Source organism: Citreimonas sp. (genome assembly GCF_042096055.1).
Classification (GTDB): Bacteria; Pseudomonadota; Alphaproteobacteria; order Rhodobacterales; family Rhodobacteraceae; genus Citreimonas.
In genome coordinates this window covers 1-4,417 of record NZ_JBELMH010000103.1, presented here as the reverse complement: position 1 = coordinate 4,417, position 4,417 = coordinate 1, and the positions used below count along the sequence as shown (strand labels likewise).

Here is a 4,417-nt window from a genome sequence, read left to right as displayed (position 1 = left end):
ATGCTTCTTTGGTCCGGAAATATCCCGGGGATGAATGCGCGGCACGCGCAGAAGGGGCAGCGCCCCTTGCCTCTTGCCCAAAAAAAGCGACGCGCCGAAGGCGCGTCACCGTTTTCCAACCGGACTGCGTTGCCGTTACTGGACAAGCGTCGCCGCCGCCGCCTGCGCGGCGCCCTCGATCCCGAACAGGTTCACCACGCCCACGACCATCACCACCGCCGATACCATCAGGAAGCCCCACAGCACCGGCGAGCGGCCGGCATCGAGGCCGTCCTCGCGATCCTCGCCGAAATACATGTAGTAGACGATCCGCAGGTAGTAGAAGGCGCCGATGACGCTGGCGATCATGCCGGCCAGCGCCAGCCAGATCAGCCCGCCCTCGTAGGCGGCGCGCAGCACATAGAGCTTGCCGAAGAATCCCACCAGCGGCGGCACGCCGGCCAGGCTGAACATCAGCACCAGCACCGCCAGCGCCTTTCCGGGCGCGTGGCGCGCGTACATGTTCAGCGCGCGGATATCCGTCACCGGCTGGCCGTCACGCTCCATCGACAGGATGAAGGCGAAGGTGCCGACGTTCATCGCGACATAGATGGCCATGTAGATCAGCATCGCCTGCACGCCCAGAACGGTGCCCGAGGCGAGGCCCATCAGCGCGTAGCCCATATGCGCGATCGACGAATAGGCCATCAGGCGCTTGATGTCGCGCTGGCCAATCGCGGCGATGCTGCCCCAGAACATCGACAGCACCGCGATCAGCGCGATCACCTGCTGCCACTGGCCGACCACGCCGCCGAAGGCGTCGTGCAGCACCCGCGCCAGCAGCGCCATGGCGGCGACCTTGGGCGCGGTGGCGAAGAACGCCGTGACCGGGGTCGGCGCGCCCTCGTAGACGTCCGGGGTCCACATGTGGAACGGCACCGCCGAGACCTTGAACGCCAGACCCGAGATCAGCAGCACGAGCCCGATCAGCAGTCCCAGCGAGATGTCGCCGTCGGTCGCCGTGCGCACGATGCCCGCGAAGGTCGTGGTGCCCGAATAGCCGTAGATCAGCGACGCGCCATAAAGCAGCAGGCCCGAGCTCAGCGCGCCCAGCACGAAGTACTTCAGGCCCGCCTCGGTCGATTTCGGGCTTTCGCGGCGCAGCGACGCGATCACGTAAAGCGCCAGCGACTGCAGCTCGAGCCCCATGTAGAGCGCCATCAGGTCGCCCGCGCTGACCATGACCATCATGCCGACGACGGCCAGCGCCACCAGCAGCGGATACTCGAACCGCAGCAGGCCGCGGCGGGCCATGTAGCCCTCGGACATCAGCAGCACGGCGGCCGCGGCGGTCAGGATCGTGACCTTGGCGAAGCGCGAAAATCCGTCGTCGACGAACATGCCGCTGAAGCCCAGCCGCGTGGTCGTGCCGGTGGTGCCGATCCACAGCGCCAGAGCCAGGAACACCGCCGCGGTGGCCCACAGCAGGACCGGCGCCAGCTTGTCCTTGCCGGTGTAGACCGCGACCAGAAGCGCCGCCATCGCGAACAGCGACAGCACGATTTCCGGCACGATGATGGTGAGGTCGGCCCCGATCATTCGGACGCTCCTTCTGCTTCGCCTTCGCCGCCTGCGTCATGCGCGATGTCGGCCTGCGCCGTGCGCGTGGCGTGCCCCGCCTCGGCCAGCGCGGTGTCGTAGCGCGCCACCAGCTCGGTGACGCTGGGCCCGATCCGGTCGAGGATCGGCGCCGGATAGACCCCGAAGATCAGCGTCGCGGCCACCAGCGGCGCGAAGATCGCCTTCTCGCGGCGGGTCATGTCGGTGATGGTCTTCAGGCTCGCCTTGATCAGGTCACCCATGACGACGCGGCGGTACAGCCACAGCGCGTAGGCCGCCGACAGGATCACGCCGAGCGCGGCGCCCGCCGCGACCCAGGTGTTGACCTGGAAGATGCCCATCAGCGTCAGGAATTCGCCCACGAAGCCCGAGGTGCCCGGCAGGCCCACGTTGGCCATGGTGAACAGCATGAACACCAGCGCGTAGGCCGGCATCCGGTTCACGAGGCCGCCATAGGCGTCGATGTCGCGCGTGTGCATCCGGTCGTAGACCACGCCCACGCAGAGGAACAGCGCGCCCGAGATGAAGCCGTGGCTGATCATCTGGAAGATCGCGCCGTCGATGCCCTGCTGGTTCGCCGCGAAGATCCCCATCGTGACGAAGCCCATGTGCGCGACCGACGAATAGGCGATCAGCTTCTTCATGTCCTCCTGCACCAGCGCCACCAGCGAGGTGTAGACGATCGCGATCACCGACAGCGTCCACACCAGCGGCGCCATGACCTCGGAGCCCACCGGGAACATCGGCAGCGAGAAGCGCAGGAAGCCGTAGCCGCCCATCTTCAGCAGGATCGCCGCCAGCACGACCGAGCCCGCCGTGGGCGCCTGCACGTGCGCGTCCGGCAGCCAGGTGTGCACCGGCCACATGGGCATCTTGACCGCGAAGGACGCGAAGAACGCCAGGAACAGCAGCGTCTGCATGCCGCCGATCACCTGCACGCCCAGCAGCTCGAACCCCGCGGACGAGAAGTTGTGGTCCAGCAGCACCGCGATGTCGGTGGTGCCGGCGTCGGCGTACATCGCCACCATCGCCACCAGCATCAGCACCGAGCCGAGGAAGGTGTAGAGGAAGAACTTGAACGAGGCGTAGATCCGGTCCTTGCCGCCCCAGATGCCGATGATCAGGAACATCGGGATCAGCGACGCCTCGAAGAACAGGTAGAACAGCACCAGGTCGAGCGCCATGAACACGCCCAGCATCAGCGTCTCGAGCATCAGGAACGCGATCATGTATTCCTTGACGCGGGACGTGACCTCCCAGCTCGCGGCGATGACCAGCGGCATGATGAACGTGGTCAGCAGCACGAACAGCACGCTGATCCCGTCGACGCCCATCTTGTACTGCAGGCCCAGCAGCCAGTCGCCCTGCTCGACCATCTGGAAGCCGGGGTTGCCGGCGTCGAACTGGAACAGGATGAACAGCGACACCACGAAGGTCGCCGTGGTCGCGATCAGCGCCAGCCACTTGGCGTTGCGGTCCGCGGCCGCGTCCCCGCCGCGCAGGAACAGCGCCAGGATCAGCGCCGCGAGCGCGGGCAGGAAGGTGACGATGGAAAGCAGGTTGTCCATTAGTTGCCGCCCCCCGAAAGCGTCATCCAGGTGATCAGGATCGCGATGCCGATCACCATCGCGAAGGCATAGGTGAAGATGTATCCCGACTGCGCCCGCCCCGCGAGGCGGGTGAAGAACGGCACGATGCCCATCGCCAGCCCGTTGATCGAGCCGTCGATGACCGCGCCGTCGCCGCGCCGCCACAGCAGCCGGCCCAGCCCCTTGGCGGGCCGCACGAAGGCGAAGTCGTAGATCTCGTCGAAATACCACTTGTTGAGCAGGAACAGGTACATCGGCCGCTGGCTGGCGGCCAGCCGTCCGGGCACGCTCGGCTGCAGGATGTAGAACCACACCGCCGTCAGGAAGCCGATCAGCATGGCGACGAACGGCGCCACCTTGACCCAGACCGGCGCGTGGTGCGCGTCGTCCATCACGTGGTTGTCGGGCGCCATGTAGATCGCGCCCTCGCCCGGGGCCGGGTAGTCGCCGGCGTACTCGCCCTCGCCCGCGTCGCCATGGGCGTCGGTGGGCTCGGTCACGGCCTCGCCCGCGCCTTCGACGTCGCCTTCGGCCAGTTCCTCGACCGCCTCGCCGACGCCCTCGCCGTGATCGGCCTCGGCCGATTCCTCGGCATGGGCGACGGGCACGCCGAAGAAGCGGTTCACGCTGGCATGGTCGCCGAAGAAGCTGTTGTACCAGACCATGCCCGCGAAGACCGAGCCCACCGCCAGCACGCCCAGCGGCACCAGCATGACCATCGGGCTTTCATGCGCGTGCTCGTGCGTGTGGCGGTCCCCTCGCGGGGTGCCCCAGAAGGTCAGGAACATCAGCCGCCAGGAATAGAAGCTGGTGAACAGCGCCGCGATGACCAGCATCCAGAAGGCGTAGCCGCCGCCGGTGCCGGCCCAGGCGCTCTCGATCACCGCATCCTTGGACAGGAAGCCGGCAAAGCCGATATGCGTCAGCGGGATGCCCACGCCGGTGATCGCCAGCGTGCCGATCAGCATCGCCCAGAACGTGTAGGGCAGCTTCTTGCGCAGGCCGCCGTAGTTCCGCATGTCCTGCTCGTGGTGCATCCCGTGGATGACCGAGCCCGCGCCGAGGAACAGCATCGCCTTGAAGAAGGCGTGCGTGAACAGGTGGAACATCGCGACCGAGTAGACGCCGACGCCCGCCGCCACGAACATGTAGCCCAGCTGCGACATGGTCGAATAGGCGATCACGCGCTTGATGTCGGTCTGCACCAGGCCGATCGTCGCGGCGACGAA

3 protein-coding genes are annotated in these 4,417 nt (G+C 66.9%); all 3 read right to left on the bottom strand.

Annotation, left to right across the window (positions count from 1 at the left end; all coding sequences use genetic code 11):
* Positions 1–135 precede the first annotated feature (135 nt).
* Entirely contained in the window at positions 136–1,578 is a 1,443-nt protein-coding gene (nuoN, locus tag ACFDTC_RS16195) for an NADH-quinone oxidoreductase subunit NuoN (protein ID WP_375259920.1), read from the bottom strand.
* Complete coding sequence (locus tag ACFDTC_RS16190) at positions 1,575–3,167, bottom strand: NADH-quinone oxidoreductase subunit M (RefSeq protein ID WP_375259919.1); 1,593 nt, start codon at positions 3,165–3,167, stop codon at positions 1,575–1,577. Before ACFDTC_RS16190 ends, nuoN begins: the two co-directional genes overlap by 4 nt.
* Positions 3,167–4,417 (bottom strand): proton-conducting transporter membrane subunit (locus tag ACFDTC_RS16185; RefSeq protein ID WP_375259918.1); only part of this gene is annotated, 1,251 nt, incomplete at its 5' end. The genes ACFDTC_RS16185 and ACFDTC_RS16190, both read right to left, overlap by 1 nt.

Coding starts and splice junctions, on each gene's coding strand:
- nuoN (WP_375259920.1), bottom strand. CDS start 1,578: ATGATCGGGGCCGACCTCACCATCATCGTGCCGGAAATCGTGCTGTCG.
- ACFDTC_RS16190 (WP_375259919.1), bottom strand. CDS start 3,167: ATGGACAACCTGCTTTCCATCGTCACCTTCCTGCCCGCGCTCGCGGCG.